Origin of the sequence: Pseudanabaena sp. PCC 7367 (assembly GCF_000317065.1) — a bacterium.
GTDB lineage: Bacteria > Cyanobacteriota > Cyanobacteriia > Pseudanabaenales > Pseudanabaenaceae > Thalassoporum > Thalassoporum mexicanum.
The window spans coordinates 162114-182014 of sequence record NC_019701.1; the positions used below are offsets into that span (position 1 = coordinate 162114).

At 45.7% G+C, this 19901-nt stretch carries 14 protein-coding genes; 5 read left to right on the forward strand and 9 right to left on the reverse strand.

Features of this window, described 5'->3' with window-relative positions:
* The first annotated feature begins 2 nt into the window (after positions 1-2).
* Together PSE7367_RS00630 and PSE7367_RS19875 are read left to right on the forward strand one after the other, a co-directional pair.
* On the forward strand, positions 3-689 hold the full coding sequence (locus tag PSE7367_RS00630) for a hypothetical protein (protein WP_015163420.1): 687 nt from the start codon (positions 3-5) through the stop codon (positions 687-689).
* Between the two features lie 968 nt (positions 690-1657).
* The gene (locus PSE7367_RS19875; RefSeq protein ID WP_015163421.1) at positions 1658-4918 is read left to right on the forward strand and encodes a CHAT domain-containing protein; all 3261 of its coding nucleotides are present in this window, start codon (positions 1658-1660) and stop codon (positions 4916-4918) included.
* Between the two features lie 11 nt (positions 4919-4929).
* Here the strand turns inward: PSE7367_RS19875 and PSE7367_RS00645 are convergent, their stop codons facing one another.
* A complete protein-coding gene (locus PSE7367_RS00645; protein ID WP_015163422.1) occupies positions 4930-5766 on the reverse strand; it encodes a class I SAM-dependent methyltransferase in 837 nt (278 codons plus the stop codon).
* A 61-nt stretch (positions 5767-5827) separates the two neighbouring features.
* The gene (locus PSE7367_RS00650) at positions 5828-7231 is read right to left on the reverse strand and encodes a PIN-like domain-containing protein (protein ID WP_015163423.1); all 1404 of its coding nucleotides are present in this window, start codon (positions 7229-7231) and stop codon (positions 5828-5830) included.
* 193 nt (positions 7232-7424) lie between these two features.
* Here PSE7367_RS00650 and PSE7367_RS00655 point away from each other — a divergent pair, with 193 nt between their 5' ends.
* Positions 7425-7748: a DUF1825 family protein gene (locus tag PSE7367_RS00655; protein WP_015163424.1), complete on the forward strand. Its 324-nt coding sequence runs from the start codon at positions 7425-7427 to the stop codon at positions 7746-7748.
* A gap of 18 nt (positions 7749-7766) precedes the next feature.
* Here PSE7367_RS00655 and PSE7367_RS00660 read toward each other — a convergent pair whose 3' ends face one another.
* From PSE7367_RS00660 to PSE7367_RS00670, 3 genes are all read right to left on the reverse strand, one after another.
* Positions 7767-9317, reverse strand: a complete 1551-nt coding sequence (locus PSE7367_RS00660; RefSeq protein ID WP_015163425.1) for a mercuric reductase — start codon at positions 9315-9317, stop codon at positions 7767-7769.
* Between the two features lie 123 nt (positions 9318-9440).
* On the reverse strand, positions 9441-10328 hold the full coding sequence (locus PSE7367_RS00665; protein ID WP_015163426.1) for a TVP38/TMEM64 family protein: 888 nt from the start codon (positions 10326-10328) through the stop codon (positions 9441-9443).
* 514 nt (positions 10329-10842) lie between these two features.
* A complete protein-coding gene (locus PSE7367_RS00670; RefSeq protein ID WP_015163427.1) occupies positions 10843-12585 on the reverse strand; it encodes a succinate dehydrogenase/fumarate reductase flavoprotein subunit in 1743 nt (580 codons plus the stop codon).
* A 68-nt stretch (positions 12586-12653) separates the two neighbouring features.
* Between PSE7367_RS00670 and PSE7367_RS19880 the strand changes: the two genes are divergently transcribed.
* On the forward strand, positions 12654-13682 hold the full coding sequence (locus PSE7367_RS19880; RefSeq protein WP_015163428.1) for a TIGR02391 family protein: 1029 nt from the start codon (positions 12654-12656) through the stop codon (positions 13680-13682).
* Between the two features lie 8 nt (positions 13683-13690).
* Here the strand turns inward: PSE7367_RS19880 and PSE7367_RS00680 are convergent, their stop codons facing one another.
* From PSE7367_RS00680 to PSE7367_RS00695, 4 genes are all read right to left on the reverse strand, one after another.
* A complete protein-coding gene (locus PSE7367_RS00680) occupies positions 13691-14644 on the reverse strand; it encodes a putative 2-dehydropantoate 2-reductase (RefSeq protein WP_015163429.1) in 954 nt (317 codons plus the stop codon).
* Between the two features lie 56 nt (positions 14645-14700).
* Positions 14701-15192 carry an RNA pyrophosphohydrolase gene (locus tag PSE7367_RS00685; RefSeq protein ID WP_015163430.1) on the reverse strand — a complete coding sequence of 164 codons (492 nt, stop codon included), beginning with the start codon at positions 15190-15192 and terminating at the stop codon, positions 14701-14703.
* 47 nt (positions 15193-15239) lie between these two features.
* Positions 15240-16877, reverse strand: a complete 1638-nt coding sequence (locus PSE7367_RS00690; protein WP_015163431.1) for an acetolactate synthase large subunit — start codon at positions 16875-16877, stop codon at positions 15240-15242.
* Positions 16878-16992: 115 nt separating this feature from the next.
* Positions 16993-18360, reverse strand: a complete 1368-nt coding sequence (locus PSE7367_RS00695; protein WP_015163432.1) for an NAD-dependent succinate-semialdehyde dehydrogenase — start codon at positions 18358-18360, stop codon at positions 16993-16995.
* 221 nt (positions 18361-18581) lie between these two features.
* Here PSE7367_RS00695 and PSE7367_RS19885 point away from each other — a divergent pair, with 221 nt between their 5' ends.
* Entirely contained in the window at positions 18582-19856 is a 1275-nt protein-coding gene (locus PSE7367_RS19885; protein WP_015163433.1) for a pentapeptide repeat-containing protein, read from the forward strand.
* Positions 19857-19901 lie beyond the last annotated feature (45 nt).

Here is a 19901-nt window from a genome sequence, read left to right on the forward strand (position 1 = left end):
CAATGTCTAGAAAAATCACCTTTGGATTGCTTTGGTTACTACTGGTTGGCTATGCCTTTTTTCTGGCTCCGCCCAATCAACCGGACACCTTTGAACTAATTAAAAATCTCAGCACTGGTCAGTGGCAGGATATCAACCCGGTTACGATCGCCCTGTTTAATTTAATGGGCATCTGGCCAATGATCTATGCCTGTTTGATGTTGATCGATGGGGTGGGTCAAAAAGTCCCCGCCTGGGTGTTTTTGGTGCTTTCGTTTGGGGTGGGCGCGTTTGCGATCTTGCCCTATTTGGCACTGCGCGAAGATAACTATACTTTTACTGGTTCCAAGAATGCCCTGCTCAAGGTGGTCGATTCACGCTGGACCGGCATGGCGATCGCAGTGGTGGCGACGCTGTTTTTTTTATATGCCATAGCTAATGGTGATTGGAAGGCGTTTAATCAGCAATGGGTCAGCGATCGGTTTATTCATGTGATGAGCCTGGATTTTTGTTTGTTGACTCTATTATTTCCCTGGCTGTTGGGGGATGATATGGAGCGACGCGGGATCGAAGATGAGCGCCGATTCTTGATTTTTGCGTTGATTCCGCTGTTTGGGGCGTTGATTTATCTGGTGACAAGGCCACCCTTGCCCGATGAAGGGGAAGATCGGTCTGATGATCTTGATTCTGGGGCAGCAGCGGCTAGTTAATCTGAGCTAATTGCTCTAATTATTGTTAATATCGCTGGCCAAATTGTTGAAGTATAATAATTACAGGAATCGGCGATCGATCGCTGCAACTTTTTCCCATCACTGATCCCCTCCAGATACTCAGATGAACCTGGGCTAAGCAACCGATAAAGCCTGGTATGGTACATAGCTGGATACATCAAAATACTCATCCTATCCCTGAAAGCCCTGAGCTTTATACCTGAGTTTTATAAAAGTCAAACAGTCAACTTCCGGTCAGAGTCAGCGATCAATTTAAAATCAAATCGATCGGAAATTAGCATCTAGTTGCAGCCTGGTAACTCCACTTTGTGGTATGAACGCCTAAATCCTAATACCCCAAATATTTGATTTGGAGATGCCATCCAGGGGAGTATGTTGCTGATTACTATACCTAATCAAGATTTGCCTAACTAGCTTTATTCTCTTTAATTCTTGGGGGTTCCCCATTGAGATCCGATCGCTACGATCGCTAACTTAGCCTGGTTGTGTGATTCATATCTTGGTTTAAGTGTGATATAAATCCTTGAGTACAGTTGCCCAGAGTGCAATATTTACTTTATATAAGCTTTATATAAGTAAGTTTGAATTATCGATTGCTGAGGTTAAGCAGTTGAGTAACTATTTATTTCCTTATTTCCTGCTCCTAAATAATTACAATCTGGCGATCGGCTGGGTTTAAAGCAGGTCCTAGCTGACTGAGGTCTAGTCGATGCTATCTAGATCCAAGAATCTAAATATGTGGCTAATTCTGTTTAAGACAGTTTTTGGGTATTAAAGCTCGAAGATTTATTAAGTAAATGCCCTGATTTGGTTATTTAAGCTAGATTGCATAATTTAAAAGGCATGGTGTTGCAATCGCGTGGTGAGCAGTGCGTTAACCAGCAACTAAATTGAACATAACCATAATAATTAGAGTCATAAAACTAAGAACTAACTAGCCATTTAATATGCGCGATCGCCCAGGGTTAATTTTATTGCTGAGTTTGAGTATGGTTGCTGCATCCCATGCTCCAGTTCATGCGCAGATAAACCCGGACGGCAGCACCAACACAGGCGTAATTAATGGCAATACGATCGTGCCCACCAATGGTGGCACTGTGTCGGGGGGTAATCTATTCCACAGCTTTGACCAGTTTAATGTACCCAATTCTGGCGTCACTTTTGATGCGGCAAACCTGAATGGCGCAAATATCAACAATATTATTAATCGAGTGACCGGGGCAGATCCATCGGCGATCTTGGGCGCAATCCGCAGCAGCGCCAACTTTCCCCGTGCTAACGTCTATTTGCTTAATCCCAATGGGATCGCCTTTGGAAATGGTGCAAGTTTGGATATTAGTGGCTCTTTTTATGCCGCGACAGGCAGTGCGATCGAGTTTGGCAATGGCGATCTGCTCAGTACCAGCGCCCAGGATCTCGGTTTCTCGGCCAGCAACCCAATCGGCATTCAATTTGCGATCGAGCAACCCGCTGGGATCATCAATCGTGGCAATCTCTCGGTCAGGCCAGGTAAGAATATTAGCTTAGTAGGCGGCACTGTGGTTAGCACTGGCGCATTACTGGTGCCCAATGGTTCAGTGGATGTGGCCGCTGTGCCTGGGAATAGCTCGGTGGTGTTACGATCGCCCAATTTTATTGTGGGCTTGGAAGTCAGCGCTGGGGCAATTGGGGAGCAATGGCAAGGTACGATCGCGGAATTGCCAGAACTAGCCAGACTCTTAACCGGTGATACCAGCGATATTAATGCAGCGGAGCAGTTAGCGATCGCTCCTGATGGCTCATTGCAACTCTTGCCTGCCAGTGCGGAAACTGGCCTGAATACTTTTTTGTTGCCTACGGGGGAATTGGAAACCAGGGGCAGCTTTAAGGTGGAACCCGGTGATGCCACGATCAAAACCCTGATTGCTGGCGAAGCACAGGTGAATGCAACCGGAAATCTGGCTCTGTTGGCGGCCAGTGTGCAAACGACCCGCAGCCTGCTGGCGGTGGCCACTGGTAATTTAATTGTCCGCGATACGATCGCCACACCCACATCGATTCAGGCGGGTGGAAACCTGACCCTGTGGGGTGAACAGGGCATTGACCTGTTGGCTCTTAATCACCCCCAGAACCCAATCCAGAGCGATCAGGCGTTAGTGCTGCGTAGCAGTGGCAGGATTCTGGCTGATGCTTTTTTAGAAGCAAATGTTGGTGTATTTCCGTTTAGCCGTGATGGTGTTGAGAATCTATTCAGTGCGCTGGAATTCACCATTACACCCGGCGGTCGGCTTGTTTTTGTGGCTCCAGAAAATCGCACCACTACAATTCAAGAAAATATTCAGAATCACCGCGATCTAACCGTAGTTAGCGATCGCACCGTTGATTTAATTAATAATCCGGAACAGACTCCCGGTGATGCCACCAATAAAGATCCGATCGTTAATGATCCGGTGGAAGAAACAATTGATCCAATTACTAGCGATCCTGGCGTGATCGAGACCGATGATAGCCCTTCGGGAGCGCCAAAGATTAATAGTGATGATCCTGGGGCTAATCCTGATAACGCCAATAGTGACTCGCCCAATAATCAAGCTGATCGCCCTTCGCCCAGAGCAGGACAAACCACCCTGCCCGTCGCCAGCCTTGCTGCGCAAACTAGTTTAAATAGTCTTGGTCGCATATCTGGACTGAACTATGGCAGTCATGCCAATAATCCGCTTAGTAATGTAGCAGATTTATTGCTCCAGGAAGGCCGCATCCTGGAAGCGCAGCAGACCCTGGATTTATCCTTGATTGCTGAACTTGAAGACTATTTAGATACTGACATTGAGGCTAAACAAATTCCCGCACAGGTATTGGCCAAGCTCACACCATCTCAACGATCGCTATATGCCAAGTACCAGCAAATGCAAATGGGATTGGTCGAGGTTGCCAAGCAAGTTGAAACCCTGCAAAAGATTCCAGAACCAAACCTGACGGGCGTTCAAAAGCAGCGTTTAGCAACCCTGAGCCAGGAGCAGCAACAGCGAGCCGCTGACCTGGAAGCATTCATCGATCGCCCGGAAGTTAGTAATCTGGCGCAGGAAATTAGTACCGCTTCCTATCAGAATCTGCAAGCGAATCTAGGTAGCCTCCAGCAAAACGCAGTCCTGCTCTATCCCTTGATCCGTGACGATCGGGTTGAGTTAATTTTAATTACACCAGAAGGTGACCCGATCAGGCGGACTACCTTCGTCGATCGAGAAACCTTCCTGGCTGAAGTACAGGCCTTTCGGATTGCCCTGGAAACTGTCTATGATCCAGCGGTGGATGCCAAGGTGCATGGCCAGAAACTATACGAATGGTTGATCGCGCCGCTAGAAGCCGACCTGACTGCTGCCAATGCGGAAAGTTTGCTCTATGCGCCCTATGCCCAGCTCAGGTATATTCCCCTGTCTGCTTTGCACGATGGCGATCGCTGGTTGATTGAGCGGTTCCGGGTGAATAATATTACCGCTGCCAACTTGCAGGATTTTTCGCGTCAGCCCCAGGCTAAGCAGAAGGTTTTAGCTGGAGCCGTAACCAAGGCAGCCAGCTTTAAGATGGGCGATCGCTACTTCAATTTTGCTGGGCTGCCCTTCGCCAAACGCGAAATCGAAACCCTGGCTAGCATCATTCCCAATAACACCCAGCTCCTCGATCGGGACTTTAACCCCACCACGATCGGTAAGCATATGCAAGACCATTCGCTAATTCATCTGGCTACCCATGCGGTGTTTACGTCTGGCAAGCCAGAGGATTCGTTTATTTTGTTCGGTGATGGTAAGTATTCCACCCTGGCTGATATTCGCAAATGGAAGATGCCGAATGTCGATCTAATTGTCCTGAGTGCCTGTGAGACAGCGGTGGGAATGATTTTGGGGAATGGTGAAGAGATTCTTGGTTTTGGTTATCTAATGCAGCAGGCTGGAGCCAGGGCAACGATGGCTTCGCTGTGGTCGGTGGATGATGGCGGCACTCAAACCCTGATGGATATTTTCTATACTATGCTCAAGCGTCCTGGGATTACCAAGGCGGAAGCGATGCGGCAGGCACAAATCACCTTGATTACGGGGGACTTCGCCGCTTTGGGGGCGGAAGGAGCGGCGATCGAAAAGGAAATGCGCGATCGGCTACCCGTCACTGTAATCGAAGACCTGAAGCGCCCCTACTATTGGGCTCCGTTCATTATGATTGGCAATGGTTTGTAGGCTTAATTTAGCTAAAGTTTCTGCATTACATGCAACGCAGATAGGAATGAGGTGGGGAAGGTATTTCCTACTCCTTTTTCTAAAACCTGACGTAATGCTGTGAAGAGACGATCGCATTGTTCCTGTTCCAAACCAATATAAGGAGAAAGGGTGCTGAGCAAGGCTAGATAATCATCGATCGAATAGTCCAACTCTAGCATCATTTGCGCGGTTTGGAGATTACCAAAATAGCCAGAATCGATCGCACTTTGAGCTATCTCATCCAAGTTCTCTTGATGGCTGTCCCCGTCGGCATAGTTGGCCAAATGGGGGGCGATCGCCTGATAAACTGGCTCCATTTTTTGATAAATCTGATAACTGGGAACGGGTGGTGTATTCCATAGCAAAATCAGGGAACCATGCTGGGGCAGGAGGCTGGCGATCTTTTCACACCTGGTATCCGGCGAAAGCCAATGAAACGAAGTTGTCGCCAGGACAGCATCAAATCTTTCTTCCTTTTCGATCGCCTCTGCCTGCCAGGATTCAAAGGTATTATTAATTACTTCAACCTGATCATAGGGTTCGCATTTTTGCCTGGCGATCGCCCATTGCCCTTTACTCGGCTCGATCGCGGTAATCTTTAAACCCATCTCGGCAAAGGTAGGTGTAGCGATCGCGGGGCCACAACCAATTTCCACGATCCGATCGCCTTTGGATAGGTTGGCTAATTGCACAGCGCGATCGCAAATTGAGCGGGGATACCTGGGACGAGCGCGATCGTAAGCCGCCGCCGCTTCGCTATACCAGTTTCGCCGCTGGGTTTCGGCCATTTCGCCGTAGGTCATGTATTCTGGCTTCACAGTAATCATCGCTTAGCATAAAGTTGTAGGGTTTAATTATTGAGTTCTAGATAAACAAAACGAGGAGTCACTACAAAACTCCAGAATTAAAGTTGCGCGAAGAAAATAGAAGTTTAAAAGTAGCTTGATTGTTTAAATCAGTTAAAAAACCTACTACAAAACCTAGTTTCATATTATCCCAGCCTAGACTATCAACTAAATCCTCTAACTCGCTTTCTAAAGCTAATAAACTTGGAGTTTTACTGTTAGCAAAAACTATAACCAAAAATCCTCTATCAATGTCTTGATTTTGTAAATAACTGCATATTTGAGAAAATCCATTAATTAATTTCTTCCGTATAGACGGTGGATACTGCAATTGATATTCATGCACGAACTTTACTTCATAACCATCAATTACGTCTTCCTTATGATTTACATGAATTAAATCAACTCTTCCACTACTAGTGGTTGATTTCCCAATGTAATCGTTTTCTAGAAAGTTTTGAAAAGCTTCTACAGCATCCCGCTCATTAAAATTCTGGAAATTGCCTACACCAGGAATTATTTCCCTTACGATATTTATTGTATTTATATTTTCCTTGATTTCTTCAATTGACTCATCCGGTACATGCGCATCAAGATATTTATTTGCCCACTTCAAAAAACTTTCCGAGCTATACATATAGAAAAGCTTAGCTCCTGCCTCTTTAATCTCCCGAACTAACTCTGGATGGGGGCCGAGTGTCCAGTTACCTTTCGTCTTCCACCACCAATCCTCCTTACGATCGTCGGTAATAAAAATTATGCTTTCAATATTCTCAGAACTTACCTTCTCAAGGATTTGCTTCCAAATAATGAGATCGCCAAATTCTCTTTTGAATTCTAATCCATTGTAGAAGCGTGAGCTATCCTTCTTATTTTCCCAATCACAAAAGCCTGGGGGATACTCTGCCTTATACCTCATTTCACCTTCGCGGTATATTTGGTCTAGCTCATCTTGTGATTCAGGAGATTGACCAACGCAGTTACTAAAAAGATAGTCGATCTTTTCTCTGATGAAATCATACTGGTCAGATTTCACCTGATCCTGTTCTAGACTTTCAAATTCAGCCCGAAATGAAGCAATTAGAGTGTCTATTTTGTTGATAAATTCTGTTAACTTAGCTTCGGCAAATCGATAGTTAGTATCAGATTGTAGAGTTTTAAGGCCGCTTTTTGCTTTATTTACATATGTTTCAATAGTCTTAAATTTACCTTCGCAATCCTGTACTGCTTTGATGCGATTAAATTGATACTCAAGTGCAACTTGATAAGGCATCCAGAGTCGATCTTTAACTTTTTGCAAAACACCTAAAAAATCATCACGAGCTTTTGCATCAAGCCTGTAGAGATTAAGCAAAACATTTGCATCCAGCACAAAAATACACTTTTCCCAAAGCTCCTTAAACTCATCCTCAGTTGGTCGATAATAGCCAGGGAAAAGATCGCGCATTGCCACCAGAAAAAATCAACACCTAAACCTAGAATTTTTCAGCAACAAAGTCAAGCGCCATAAACACCCATACCCCACCTAAAAACGTCCAAACCATAAAAGTAGGGAAATCCCCACCCACAAAAAAACAACAGAACCCATCAACAGTTGTAAAATAGGCACAGTAGGTAAGTAAAAGCACTGACAAACCATTATGGGATTTTTTGACTCTGAGATCGTTCAACAAGAAGCACAGAGCCTATTTAGAGACTATCAATCGCTGATGGAGCTTGGCGGCAACTATGGCAAGTTCGATCGAGAAGGCAAAAAGCTATTCATTGCCAGAATGGAAGAAATCATGGATCGCTACAAAATATTCATGAAACGGTTCGAGCTATCCGACGACTTCATGGCGCAAATGACCATGAAACAACTCCAAACCCATTTAGGCGGGTTTGGCATCACGCCCCAGCAAATGTTCGAGCAAATGAACACCACCCTGGAGCGGATGCGATCGGAAGTGGAAAACAATACCTAACCGATTTTTGGCTGCTGCCTAGCCACTCAACTTATTAATAAACTTCAATAGCTTCTTCGCCATCGGCGTAACCAGGGTTTTACGGTAAGCCGCCGCCGCCTTTTTGATTCCATCTGCTTGCACCGGATAGGGATGAATCACGCTGGCGATCTTCTTCAGGCCAATCTTGTTATACATCGCCATCGTCACTTCACTGATCATTTCACCAGCATGGGGAGCCACAATCGTAGCGCCCAGGATCTTATCGCTACCAGTTTTGTGATGCACCTTCACAAAGCCTTCCGTTTCACTGTCAGCGATCGCGCGATCGACTGTATCCATTGGCACTTTGATCGTGCTAACTGAGATTCCTTTTTCCTGAGCCTCATGTTCATACATACCCACATGGGCGATCTCCGGATCGGTGAAGGTAACCCAGGGCATAGTTAGATCGCTAACCTTATACTTTGTCAGGCCAAAGGGTGAGAGCAAAGCATTTTTAATTACAATTACCGCTGCTGATTCCGCCGCATGGGTGAATTTCCAATAACCTTTGCAAATATCGCCCGCTGCCAGAATTTGGGGATTGCTGGTTTGTAAATAATCATCCACATGCACGCCGTATTTATCGTATTTGACTCCCATCTGCTCCAGGTTCAAACCCTCTACATTGGCAGCCCGTCCTGCCCCCACCAGGATTTCATCCACTTCGATCGATCGGAGTTGGCCATTCTGCTCGAAGTGCAACACCTTGCCAGTTTCCGATTGGGTAGCGCGAGTTAGTTTTATGCCCAGCTCTACCTGCAAACCTTCTCGATCGAATACGTTCTGGACAATATCGGCGGCATCGGCATCTTCTTTATTGAGAATATGCGAACCACGATGTAATAGCACGACTTCACAACCTAACCGCCGGAATGATTGTGCCAATTCACAACCGATCGGTCCGCCACCGATTACTGCCAATCGATTTGGCCTGGTAGTGAGGTTAAATACAGTTTCATTGGTTAGATAGCCAACCCCTTCAATGCCATCAATTTTGGGGCGAACGGCTCTTGCACCAGTAGCGATCACTGCTTTCTTGAATTGCAAGGTGCGATCGCCCACCGCGATCGTGTTTTCGCCAGTGAAAGTGCCACTGCCCAGAAAAACATCGATTCCCAGGCTGGCAAAGCGTTGGGCAGAGTCATGGTGACTGATGCCAGCTCGCAACTTGCGCATTCTTTGCATCACTGCCGGAAAGTCGATTTTGATGTTTTCAGGCACACCAATGCCGAAGGTGGCCGCATTCCTCATTTCACCCACCACCCGCGAAGAACGAATTACACATTTAGATGGCACACAGCCCACATTCAAGCAATCGCCGCCCATCAGGTGCTTTTCGATGATCGCTATCTTTAAGCCAATATCCAGCCCCGCCGAACCAGCCGCTACCACCAGTCCGGCTGTGCCTGCACCAATTACCACCAGGTCATATACACCAGTGGGCTTCGGGTTCACCCAATCATTGGGATGGAGATGATTAACCAATTTCTGGTTATATTCATCCATTGGGGGCACGGTCACGCGATCGAAAGCTGGGCTGGTCATAATCTCTCTCCTCTAGGTTTCATGCCAAGTTTACTAACGGCAGTTCTTAAATCTAAATCAATCAATTTCGATGAAATATTATTACGCTCAGGTTATGCAAAAGAGCTACGGCTAAGTTTAGGGCTAGCCAATCTCTTCGATCGAATCCACTGAATTCTTCTCATCTTCTGCATTGGGTGCATCCAGATCGCCGTCGACAGATTCAGATAGAGCTTTACGGGCCACACGAGTAACCACCACGGTTACCGCAACTGTAGCAATAAAACCAATAATCCTAATCGCCCAGGTAACGCGTGGATCACTTGCTTGCGATTCCGTGCCGATCGCTGCCAAATTTCTCACCAACGAACCCAGATAAACGTACATGATCGTACCGGGAATCATTCCCACGGAACCAATTACATAGTCTTTCAGCGATACTCCGGTCAGCCCATAGGCATAGTTAAGCAGGTTGAATGGAAATACAGGCGAAAGGCGGGTTAGTAAAACAATTTTCAGTCCCTCTCGGCCTACTGCTTCATCGATCGCTTTAAATTTCTTATTCCCCTCAATCTTTTTCGCAACCCAACCCCTTGCCACATATCGCCCCACCAGAAAGGCTGCCGTCGCACCGATCGTGGCACCAATAAATACATAGACCGAGCCTAGCACCACGCCAAAGACCACACCTGCACCCAGGGTCAGGATCGAGCCAGGTAAAAATGCTACGGTTGCCACAATATAAAGCAGCATAAACACTATGCCGCCGGTAGCCCCCTGGTCTTTGATCCATTGCAATGCATCAATAAATGAACCCCTGACATTAAAGCCGCTACTCTCGGCTGCTTCCTGCGCCATTGCTGGAGCTGCATCGAACATCAAGGCAATTCCCAGCCCTAGCACCAATAAAGCCACTAAAATACTCGGATCGCTGAATTTGAGCGCTTTGAACCGAAATGGCGATCGCTTCCTGGACAAGCCAAACCGATCAGCATAATTAGTTTTTTTGATGACTTGATTGCTTCTTAGCATGGTGTTTTCCCCAGATTAGAGTTAGAAAAATAGTAGAGGTCAGGAAGGTTCAAAATATCACAGGTATCCCTAAACTATGATGCGTATGAGAAGGCAGAGTGGATTTAAATATTTTGCTGATTGCGTAAGTTAGCTATAAACAATGACAAATAATGGCGATCGCCACCATTTTGCATAACATGAGCAATTAATTTAATCTATTAAGGTTTATTGCGTTGGCATGAATGTTGATATGGGTCTAGATTAATTCGCCCAATCAATAATATGATCCATTGGTATCGCAATTAAATAATTAGATTTACCTGAGTAAACCTTAAAGAGAACCCTTACTTTCGCTTAGCAATGGCTGAACTACTTGTCTAGTCGCCCTCTTACCAAGGTAGAAAGGATATTAACCATGCTAAATAGAACCGAGTTCAACGGTTTTTTGCAATAGCTAGCCTGCTGACTATGGGGAAACGCCTAACCATAATCTTTCTTACGTTCGTTGCTGATTAATCTGATTGTGAAGTAATTAATACTTGCGCTCCTGTGGCGTAAATCTCTGCTCATCTTTCGCAATCAAACTGAGGTCAACTGGGCGATCGCTGGTTCCCACCTGGCCATCCGCCAGATACCCCAGAGTATGATGCAGATACTTTTCGTCATGGCGATCGGTGAAGTCAGTGCGATAGTGAGCACCACGACTTTCCTGACGTTGCAATGCACTAGCCATAATGATTTCACCCACATGGATTAGGCTCCGCAGTTCCAAGGCAGCGGTTAGCTCCATATTAAAGACCATACCCCGATCGCTAACATTTAACTTGGTGGCATAGTCATGCTTTATTTCCTGAAGCTTAGCCAGACCAGCAGCAAGGCGATCGCCATCCCGATAAATGCCACAATGATCGGTCATAGTATCTTGCAGACGAGTGCGAAGTTCATAACTGCTCTGTTCACCGGATTGATTGAGTACCTGCTTTAGTTCCGCTTCGGCCTCAGCATAGTAGCGCCGTGCATCCAGATTTGGCTGAGGGCGATCGCTAACATAATCACCTAGTTTCTCTCCCGCTCGCTTACCAAACACGATACATTCGAGCAAGGAATTAGAACCAAGTCGATTCGCACCATGCACCGACACACAGGCACATTCCCCAGCAGCAAAGAACCCAGAGATCGGTTGACTATGGCGATCGATTGCCTGACAATCTATATTTACAGGAATCCCACCCATCGAATAGTGAGCAGTAGGACGTACGGGCAAAGGCTGATCGACACAATCGATCCCCAGCAGGCGCATTCCTTCTTCACGGGCAAAGGGAATCCTAGATTCAATGCGTTCTTTGCCCAGATGGCGGACATCTAGATGCACATATTGACCACCATTGATGCCTCGACCTGCGGCGATCTCGGCCATAATATTGCGCGAGGTAATATCCCTGGGAGAGAGTTCCATTTTGTTCTTACTGATTGGATAGTTGGCCATGAAGCGATCGCCATGATCATTGATTAAATATGCACCCTCGCCGCGCACTGCCTCGGAAATCAGCACACCCACTGGATATAACCCGGTGGGATGGAACTGCACGAACTCCATATCCTGAAGCGGTAATCCCGCCAAGGCAGTTAAGCACAGCCCATCACCCGTGGAAGCGAAGTCATTGGAGGTAGTATTAAACACCCGGCCATAGCCACCAGTGGCGAACATCACCGCTTTGGCGCGCATTATCTCGATCTCGCCTGTTTCAATGCAGAAAGCAACTAATCCTTTCACTTCGCCTTCTTCATAGATCAAACGCATCACATACCATTCGTCATAGATCTTGGTGCCGAACCGGAATAGATTACTAACCAGTTCATGCAAGATCGCATGGCCGGTTTTGTCAGCAGCATAGCAGGTGCGGCGATTGGTATGGCCACCAAAGGCACGCTGGGCAATGCGTCCATCCTCGAAGCGGGAGAACAATACGCCCAAATGTTCTAGGTCAATAATTACTTCGGGAGCATCCCTGGTGAGAATCTCAACTGCGTTCTGATCGGCGAGGTAGTCGGAACCTTTGATCGTGTCGAAGGCATGGGTGAGCCAATCGTCTTGCTCGTCGAGGTTACGCAGGGATGCGGCGATCCCACCCTGGGCTGCAACCGAGTGCGATCGGATCGGATGCACCTTAGACACCAACCCCACATCTAAATGGGGAAAGTTCTGGGCTAGTGCCACCGCCGCCCGTGATCCCGCTAAACCACCGCCTACTATGATTACGTCGTGTTCTATCATGGGGCTATTATAGGGGTGCTATGTTACGATCGCTGCGATTCTTTAGATATTTTTAGGTATATCGAAAAATGGCTTATAACTTATCGCCTTCTCAAAAAAGCTTTCTTGAGTGGATTGTTAAAGAAATAAATGAGGGTAACCAGGAGCGTGATTTTTTTGTGATTTTTTCATCCAATAGCTACGGGGATTCAGTATTACAGACGCTTGATTATCCTGATGAAATTAAAGAGATAGATTTTAACTTTCTTTGTGATCAAGGTTTTTTATATTGCTCTGACAGCCGCAATGCTCAAGTTACTCAACAGGCTTTTGATGTAATTAATTCAAATTTTAAAAACGAGGCTAACTCAGAAAAGATTTGCAACTTAACTGAAGGTCAGAAAGTTCTTGCTAGATGGATCATAGAGAAAATTAGAGGAGAAGGCTTAGATGAAACTTTTTATGCTGAGTTTGGGGCAAATGTATTAAAAAATAAACTTCAATCACTATTTTCTTCCAGAGGAGAGATAAAACTGACTAGAGTGTATTACAAACATGATTTTGATGCCCTAGAAAATAATGGATTAATGTTCAAGATTAATACAGTCATTCCATCCATGAATAATGAATTACTTCAGTACGCTATAAAAGAGCGGTTATATAGTGCTGTAGATTCTGGCTTTAAGGATCTAAGTTTATCCGCTAAAAAGTATCTTAAGCGTGATTTAGAAGGTATTGAACATTTTGATCAGGAGATTCAAGATCGATGTATTCCTCCTCTGTTAGCTGATGGCTCTAATCCAAAAAACTGGGATAATGCAATTCGTGCTGCAGGAGTTATACTTGAAGAAAGACTTAGAGATATAGGTGGTTTTACGAATACCAATGAAACTGGTAAGCCTCTGGTTATGAAAATCTTTAGGCAAAAAGATGGCACTCTTGCAAATAAATTTGCGGATGACAAAGAAAGAGAATCATATATGCATCTATATGCCGGAGTGGTCGGTGTTTTTAGGAATCCATCTGCTCATAGATTCATTGATCCTACTCCTGAAGAGGGCGGTGCATATATTGCCTTTGTTGATCTCTTACTCAAAAAACTAGAAGCTTTACGATAGAAGAGACATTACTTAGATTTAGAATTTAACCGATCCAAAAAATACAACTGTTGATACAGCATCTCCGTCTTCGGCATCGCTACCCCGCGTTCCTTTGCCAATCGCAATGGGTTCGCATAGATCGCTTCGATCTCCAGCGATCGCTTATGATCATAATCCAGCTTCATACTAGTTAAATAGGGTTGCATCTTGGTAGTGAAATCGATCATTTGGGGAACGAACTCAGTCGGAATCTGACAATCGCAAGCCGCCGCTGCTGCTAACACTTCATTCATCAAATCCGCTGAAAGTTGCCTGGTGGCATCATTCGCCATCATTGCATCAGTCTTCGCATCCAACACCACCGACAAGCCATTAAAGGGAATATTCCAAACCAGCTTGCGCCACCGGGCTAGTTGCAAGTTTTCGGTTAACTTAGCAGGAACGCCAGCAATATTAAAGTCAGAGGCGATCGCTTCCATCTCTTTGGTAATCCCCGCAGGCGCGTAGCGATCGGCATAAGCTCCGATCGTAATATCCCCATAGTCAAGGTGATGCACATGCCCCATCCCCACCTTATTGGAGCAAATAAAACATAGGCCACTAAGGATATAATGATCCGGCAGGAGTTTCGCTAATTGTGGTTCCACACCGATCCCATTTTGGAGCAGTAGAATAGTCCCATTGGGCTTGACGATTCTGGGCAGAATATCTTCTAAAATATGATTCTGGGTGGCCTTAATCGCCGCGATCGCCACATCGCATCTAGGTATCGCAGACGCATCACAATAGGCATTCACTTCTGGTAAGGTGAAATCCCCATAAACGGAATTAACCACAAGACCATGCTGTTGAACATATTCATAGTCGCTCCTTAGCAAAAAATGAACTTCACAACCTGCCCGTTGGAGCAGCGCACCATAGAAGCCGCCGATCGCTCCAGTGCCAATCACAGCATAGCTTAAACCACTTTGTTGCCCCACTCTTTTTTAGCCTTCCTGAATCATGTATCTATTAACTTTGCGTAAATATTGGAGAATTAGCTTGACAAGCTTAGATATTTATCAATCAAAGGGCGAAAGCGATCGATAATCTGTTCATACATACCTCGCTTGAAAGCCACAATGTACGTGGCTGTTTCTTCTAATGGCATATATTTGACGCGATCGAACTCGCGCTGATGTAATTCCAGGTTGCATTCGGAAGCAGGCTTATTCCAATAGAACAAATACCATTTTTGCTTCTGGCCAAGATACTTGCGCCACTTACCCTTCAGCTCTAGATCTTCCGGAAAATCATAGCCCAACCAATCTTCTGTTTCATGGATCAGCTTCGCGTCATTGATTCCTACTTCTTCATAGAGTTCTCTGATTGCCGTTGCCTGGGGATCTTCGCCATCATCGATTCCACCTTGAGGGAACTGCCAGCCATTGGCAACACCGCTGCGCTCGCCGACGAGAACTTTACCTGCTTGATTAAATATCACCATCCCTACACCCTTGCGATAGATAGTTCGTTCCGATCGTGCCATATCTATTTATTTTGATAACAACGCCTTAAACAGTTGATTCTGATTTACTAAATCTCACAGCTCTGGGCATCTGCTTTGCGGCTAAAGCGAAGATTCTCGGAATAATCCACTGGACAATCAATAATTGTGGGTACATCCTGTTCTAGTGCTTCTTTGAGGGTTGGTAGTAAATCAATCGCTGATTCGACGCGATAGCCTTTCAAACCCATGCTCTCAGCTAACTTGACGAAATCAGGATTATTGAATTCAATAAACGAACTATGGTCATAGTGGATATGTTGCTTCCATTCGATCAAGCCATAACCACCATCATTGAATACCAAAGTTACAAAGGGGGTTCCTACTCTTACGGCCGTTTCCAACTCTTGCATATTCATCATGAAGCCACCATCGCCCGTAGCCGCTACCACCTTACGATCGGGATAGACCAATTTAGCTGCTAATGCCCCTGGGATCGCAATTCCCATCGCTGCAAACCCATTGGAAATCAAGCAAGTATTCGGGCGTTCGCAATGATAATGCCGCGCGATCCACATTTTATGGGCTCCCACATCAGAGATCACAATATCCTCGGGAGCCATTACCTGGCGCAGATCATAGACAATTTTTTGTGGTTTAACAGGGAATCCTTCATCATGGGCATATTGTTCATAGTCTGCCCGAATCTGTGCTTTTAGCTGGGTCGCTTCACCCGATTCCGCATAGTTGCGTTCTGCCCGTCGGGCGATCTCATGGAGGGCATCGGAAATATCACCGACCACTTCAACTTTGGGAATATAACTACTATCTACTTCCGCCCTACCTTCACCAATATGAATGATCGGAATGTTACCAATTTGGTTCCACTTTTTAGGGGAATATTCAATCAAATCATAGCCAACACATATCACCAAGTCAGTTTGGTCAAAGGCACAACTAATGATATCTCGCTGCTGCAAACCGATCGTCCATAGTGATAGGGGATGTGTATAGGGAATGATACCTTTCCCCATGAAAGTATTAACCACCGGGATATTTAAGCGGGTGGCAAACTCAGTTAAGGCTTGACTGGCTCTGGCTCGGATCGCGCCATTCCCTGCTAGAATCAATGGGCTCTTGGCATTGGCGATCAACATAGCTGCTTCCCCAAAACTGTGAGAAGAAGCATACATCTTGGCATTACTATCCGAAGTGAGCGGCTGCCCCTTTGCTTCCATGGCGGCAATATTTTCTGGCAAATCAATGTGAACTGCACCGGGCTTTTCAGCCTGAGCTAGTTTAAAGGCTTTGCGCACAATTTCCGGTGTATTGCTCGATCGCACGATCTGAGTATTCCATTTTGTTACCGGCGTGAACATCGAAACCAGATCGAGATATTGATGGGATTCAATGTGCATCCGATCGGTTCCTACCTGTCCAGTAATGGCGATCAATGGTGCACAATCAAGGTTCGCATCGGCCACCCCAGTCATTAGATTTGTCGCCCCTGGCCCCAGGGTAGAAAGGCAAACCCCAGGCTTACCAGTCAATCGTCCATAGACATCGGCCATGAAGGCTGCGCCCTGCTCATGACGGGTAGTAATGAACTTAATTGAGGAATGTTCCAGGGCTCGTAGCACTTCCATATTTTCTTCGCCAGGCAGCCCAAAGATATACTCTACGCCCTCATTCTCCAAACACCTGACTAGTAATTCCGCCGTATTCATATTTAATACTAAAAAGCTCTTAATCTAATTAATTATCTTGATTATGCACATTCTTTTTTTGCTTGATTTATTTTGCCGATCGCCACATGACCTTACTGCGATCGCCAACAATTCTTTACTTCAGCCACACCGTCTTAATATTCACAAACTCATGAATACCATGCTTACCTAGTTCGCGGCCATATCCAGATTTTTTGATGCCACCAAAGGGCAACCTGGGATCGGACTTGACCATGCCGTTGATGAATACTGTGCCTGCTTGTAGATCCTGAATAAAATGCTTTTGCTCGATCGGATCATTCGTCCAGGCACTTGCCCCCAGGCCAAACTCAGAACTATTCGCCAGGGCGATCGCCTCATGCATATTCTCCACCACAAACACAGTGGCAACGGGGCCAAACAATTCTTCGCCATAGGCAGGGCTACCAAAGGGAATATCGGTCAGGATCGTGGGTGGATAAAAATTGCCAGGTCGATCGCCCATCTTTTCACCGCCAATCAGCGCCTTTGCACCTTTGTTGATCGAGATGCTCACCTGTTTATCGAGATCATCAAGAATTTGCGGCGTGGCCAGAGGGCCAATGTTGGTATTTTCATTCATGGGATCGCCAATTTTGAGATCCTTAAACTTGGCCAGTAGTTTATTGGTAAAGTTTTTGGCAATTTCTTGATCCAGAATAAACCGCTTGGCGGCAATGCAGGATTGACCATTATTTAATAACCTGGCGGTCACAGCCACATCCACCGCATCATCCAGCTTGGCGGAGGGCATCACAATATAAGGATCGCTACCGCCCAACTCCAGCAGGGTTTTTTTGATTAATTTGCCAGCATTGGCGGCCAGACTTGCGCCAGCATGTTCACTGCCGGTCAGGGTGGCGGCCATGACCCGATCGTCCTCGATCACTTCTGCTACCTGGCTTGCACCAATCAACAGGGTTTGAAATACCGCTTCTGGGAAGCCTGCTTCGTTAAACACTTCAGCGATCGCCAGGGCGCATTGGGGCACATTCGAGGCATGTTTGAGCAACCCGACATTACCCGCCATCAGGGTAGGGGCAGCAAATCGGAACACTTGCCAGAAGGGGAAGTTCCAGGGCATGACGGCCAACACGATCCCCAACGGTTGATAGCTGACATAGCTTTTGCTGGCATCGGTTTCGATCACTTCGTCGGCCAAAAATTGCTCGGCATGTTCGGCGTAATACCGACAGACCCAGGCGCATTTCTCGACTTCGGCGATCGCGGATTTGATTGGTTTGCCCATTTCCAGGGTCATGAGTTGGGCGTATTGCTTTTTGTTGGTATCTAAGATGTCGGCGGCGCGGTTCATCAGTTGCGATCGCCAGGAAAATTCACTGTGCCGATAGTGACCATAGGCTTCGGCGGCGCGATCGATCGCCTGCTCGATTTCGGCGGCGGTGGCGGGGGTGAAGGTTTTCAGGGTTTCCCCGGTGGTGGGGTTGGTGGTTGCGATCGCCATGATGCGCTCCTTTTGCTAGACAGTCAGGGTATAACTATTTGTAGCCAGCATTGTGGTCTGGGATACTTTTTTACCCTTACTTACTATTGCACTGCGAGTTTTGGCTGGTGGACGGGTTTGGTTGTATTTCTTTGCAATTTTTAATGTGGTTTACATTTGGGGTGGTTATTTAGTTTTTTTGATATTATTTTGCTGAAGGTTGTTTGGGGTTGGTTGGTGTTATGGCGAATGAGGAGCAGTTGAAGATTTTGCGGCAGGGGGTTAATGCCTGGAACCAATGGCGAGAGAAGAATTCAAATATAAAAGTAGATCTTAGTAGAACTAATCTGGTCAGTATTGGTAATAGCTTTATCCCAGAGTATTTGCCCTACAGTAAGATAGCGAATTTAAAGGGAATAAACCTGAGTAAAGCCAACCTATCCTTTTCTATTTTTACTGAAGTAGATTTATCAGGTGCAAATCTTTCACAAGCTATCTTGACCAACGCTCAATTTGATTTTGTAGATCTCAGTGGAAGTAATCTTGCCGGTGCTCATCTGGTCGAAACCGATTTTGTAGGTGCTTTACTTATAGGTGCAGATCTGAGTAGAGCTGAGCTAGAATCAACCTCACTTTATGGAGCTTGTCTTAATGGAGCAAATCTCTATGAGGCAAGTTTTAGGCATGGAGCAAACCTTATAAGTGCAAGTTTTATTAAAGCAAATCTTCGTAAAGCAGATCTTAGTCAGACTCTAGCACTGAATGCTGATTTCACCCGCGCGAACTTAACTGGTAGTTGCCTTCAAGACTGGAGTATAAATAGTGACACTAAACTTGATCGTGTAGTCTGCGATTATATATATTTAGGTGGAGGAGGCGTAGGTAGATACGGTAAAAGACTCTTTACTAATCGGCTTCCTATAGGGAGAAACTTTAGACCCAGCGAATTTACTAAACGATTTCAAATTTCTAGCGATATCGTTGAGTTAGTTTTCAACGATCGTATTGAATGGGAAGCCTTTGCATACTCACTAAACAAAATAAAAGCAGAGCATCCAGATTCACAAATCGAAGTCAGCGGACTTAATAATAAAAATGGTTTGCTTTATGTAAATATCACTGTTTCACCTAATCTTGATAAACAAGCCCTGGAAGCAGAATTTTTTAAAGGTTATGAATTTGCTGAAAAGAAGATAGCTAGGTATTACCAAGACAGGCTTGATGATAAAGAGGCAGAAATTAGTTACCAAAAAGCTTGGATTGATCGTCTCCTAGAAAAAGCTTCAGACCCTAAAGTCCAAAACATAATTACAGGTCGTGATTTTAACCTTGATGCTGATGGCTCTAACGTTGCGCTTGGTAATATGAGCGGCAGTATCAGTAATACTAACGAAAATAACGATCGCTCAGAAACCAACTACGATCTCCGCGAATCCCAGATAGGAAATCTCGCCGACACCGTCAAAGACAACGCCCAGCAACAAGCCAACCAAAACCCACCAGAACCAGAAAACTAAACCTTAAAATCAAACCGCCTAAATCAACAAATCGCGGCGAAAGGT